5 protein-coding genes are annotated in these 2,257 nt (G+C 54.1%); 2 read left to right on the top strand and 3 right to left on the bottom strand.

Features of this window, described 5'->3' with window-relative positions; translation table 11 throughout:
- Positions 1-162: 162 nt before the first annotated feature.
- On the top strand, positions 163-366 hold the full coding sequence (locus PPL9_RS18315; protein ID WP_057464041.1) for a hypothetical protein: 204 nt from the start codon (positions 163-165) through the stop codon (positions 364-366).
- Positions 367-460: 94 nt separating this feature from the next.
- A complete protein-coding gene (locus tag PPL9_RS18320) occupies positions 461-682 on the top strand; it encodes a hypothetical protein (protein WP_057464042.1) in 222 nt (73 codons plus the stop codon).
- A gap of 251 nt (positions 683-933) precedes the next feature.
- Here the strand turns inward: PPL9_RS18320 and PPL9_RS18325 are convergent, their stop codons facing one another.
- The 3 genes from PPL9_RS18325 to PPL9_RS18335 all read right to left on the bottom strand — a co-directional run.
- Positions 934-1,197: a hypothetical protein gene (locus PPL9_RS18325; protein WP_057464047.1), complete on the bottom strand. Its 264-nt coding sequence runs from the start codon at positions 1,195-1,197 to the stop codon at positions 934-936.
- A gap of 359 nt (positions 1,198-1,556) precedes the next feature.
- Positions 1,557-1,943 (bottom strand): DUF6362 family protein, encoded by a 387-nt coding sequence (locus PPL9_RS18330; protein WP_057464043.1) that lies wholly within the window; start codon positions 1,941-1,943, stop codon positions 1,557-1,559.
- Between the two features lie 11 nt (positions 1,944-1,954).
- Positions 1,955-2,257, bottom strand: a 303-nt coding sequence (locus PPL9_RS18335; RefSeq protein WP_208989470.1) for a hypothetical protein, incomplete at its 5' end; no start/stop codon positions are given.

Below are 2,257 nucleotides of genomic sequence, written 5' to 3' on the forward strand. Positions count from 1 at the left end.
TGCGCGCTCGCCACACTAAGCGGGCCCTCATGCACCTACGAGATCAACGGTATGACACCTATAAGCCCTTGATTGTGCGGATGGGTATGGCATTGCGCGGTACCGGATAACCCAAACTCAAGCCATGTGTAGAAGGCACAAGAAAGGAGAGGACTATACGCCATGCACGTGAATTACATCTACACAGAACACCCTCAATGGGGCTGCGATATCCTACGCTACACAAACGAGGAAATGCGCGAGGTCTTCGGTGACAAGAACGCCGAGGAGCTGTGGGCGGGTAAGATCATCCTACACCGCGGCGGTGCTTACTTGGACATGCTAAGCGCCGCCAGAGACAAGCTGGCAGCTGAACTCGACGCCTAACTCTAGCTAGCCCGCAAAGAGAACAGACCCCGCCGGCAGTGCGGGGTTGCAGTCGTGAAGCCGGGCAGGGTGCCCGCTGAATGGAGGAAGTTCTATGAGAACCAGCACAATCAGAATTGCAGCACACGACTTAACCAAGGCAGGGTTTAACGCAAATCAGCCATATGAGGCCTGTGACCCGATCGCCTACGCCCTCGACGACAAAGCCGCGGTCAAAGCGCGGGTCAATGCAGACAGCATGACACTGACGGTGGAAGTGAACACCAACCAGCTTCTTGATGCAGCAACCACACTGCGAGAACTCGGGCTGATTTGAGCCAGGCAGATTTAGGATATGGATTGTACCCCGCCCTGTGCGGGGTTTGCCTTTTGGCAGGGTGGTTCAGCCAGAAGCCTGATCTGAGGCAATGGAGGCCGATACCCCTTCCGGGTCTCTAGTGAAGCCCCTTCCCGGTCTATGGATGATCATTGGAAACTCAGGTCAAATTCGAAAAGGCCTGAGAGGTATTGCACCTCCCAAGCCAGAACATTCCATGAGAGGCAGGACCTCTCGGTATTCCACGTTTTTTAGTCTTTTGAGACTTCCAGTGCGCAAGGATCAAGCAGTTCGGAGATCCTCTCGCTACTTGTCTGCGCATTTTCTATGTGATTGCGCACAGTATCAAACAGCGTCAGCAACGCTTCATATTCCTGGGTATGCTCCATGCGTTCGCTCATCACCACGCTCATGGAATAGACTAGATTTTTGAGGTGGTTGGTTGATAATCGAAGCTGATCCACTTCATTGCGAAGGGACGTATGGGCACATTTCTCTTTACCAGTATCAGTCATTACAAAGCCCTCTTCGTTGGCTTGTTGAACAAACCACTCCACAGAAGGCTTGTGACAACCCACTGGTGAGCGGGAGGTTCACAACCTGACGAAGACAGGCGGGTTTATTCCCCCCGCGAAGGGGTATTGTATTCACCGCCCTCCCGCCCATAAGCGAGAGCTTGCGTAAGGAGAGCTAACTCCAAACACAAATGACCGCCGAAATAACGGCAGCGGTGACCGCTCTACTAAGAGGTTGTGATGCCTCAAGAGGACCATGCGATGATTGGCGCAAGGTGCCAATGCAAGGAAACCGAATTCCTCCACAAACCCATGGCATTAGCCGGTCATGAATGTAGAGGGTAGAGGTGTATGTGACGTCACCTTCGCTTGTTTATAGCGCGCTGTATGGTGAGAACTGCCGCCACAGCACGCCGGTGAGCGGTAGAACGGGTCAGCCCGACTTGAATGCAGATGGGTCGCCAGCGGAAACCTTCTGCCCGCATCCAAAGGATTTTCCGGTCATCAGGCTCAGGGACGTATCGTAGCCAATCAATGGCCTCGTCCATGAGCCTGATGTCTTTGGCGCTGGGCACCGCCCGGATTTGGGTTTTGTTGTAGCCATAGGCTTCATGAACATCATGGATGACCTGCGGCCAGGTGTTGCCGTCGCGCCGTGGTGTTGACCTTGGTGGATTTGGAAGTCGCCGTAACGTGCTGGCCGCAAGTTCAAGCCGGTCGACGATCTGTGTGGTGTTCAGGGCCAAACAAGTATCTCCTAGCTGTTGGACTGAGGCATCACTTGAGCTTCTAAAACGCTGTTCAGCACCCGGATATGGAAGTTGCGGGCTGCCATGATGGGTTCGGCCAGAGTGATCAGTTGACCGGGGGTGGGCGCGATAGTCTTGCTGCTGCGCCTCCAGGCCTGACAGGTGGCAAAGATTACATCAGTTGGATAGCTGCTTAGATCCTGGATCCAATCCTCAATCAGTTGTGTGATGGCCTCTGGTGAGAGCCGTTTTTGCGGATAGTGGTTGAGAAGCTGACCAACAGCCAGGCTCACTGGTTTTGACCCACCAGG

The organism is Pseudovibrio sp. POLY-S9 (assembly GCF_001431305.1).
In the GTDB taxonomy this organism is placed as follows: Bacteria; Pseudomonadota; Alphaproteobacteria; order Rhizobiales; family Stappiaceae; genus Pseudovibrio.

What these genes read in the sequence shown, in the direction of transcription:
- PPL9_RS18315 (WP_057464041.1), top strand. Translation starts at nt 163, where the DNA reads ATGCACGTGAATTACATCTACACAGAACACCCTCAATGGGGCTGCGAT.
- PPL9_RS18320 (WP_057464042.1), top strand. Translation starts at nt 461, where the DNA reads ATGAGAACCAGCACAATCAGAATTGCAGCACACGACTTAACCAAGGCA.
- PPL9_RS18325 (WP_057464047.1), bottom strand. Translation starts at nt 1,197, where the DNA reads ATGACTGATACTGGTAAAGAGAAATGTGCCCATACGTCCCTTCGCAAT.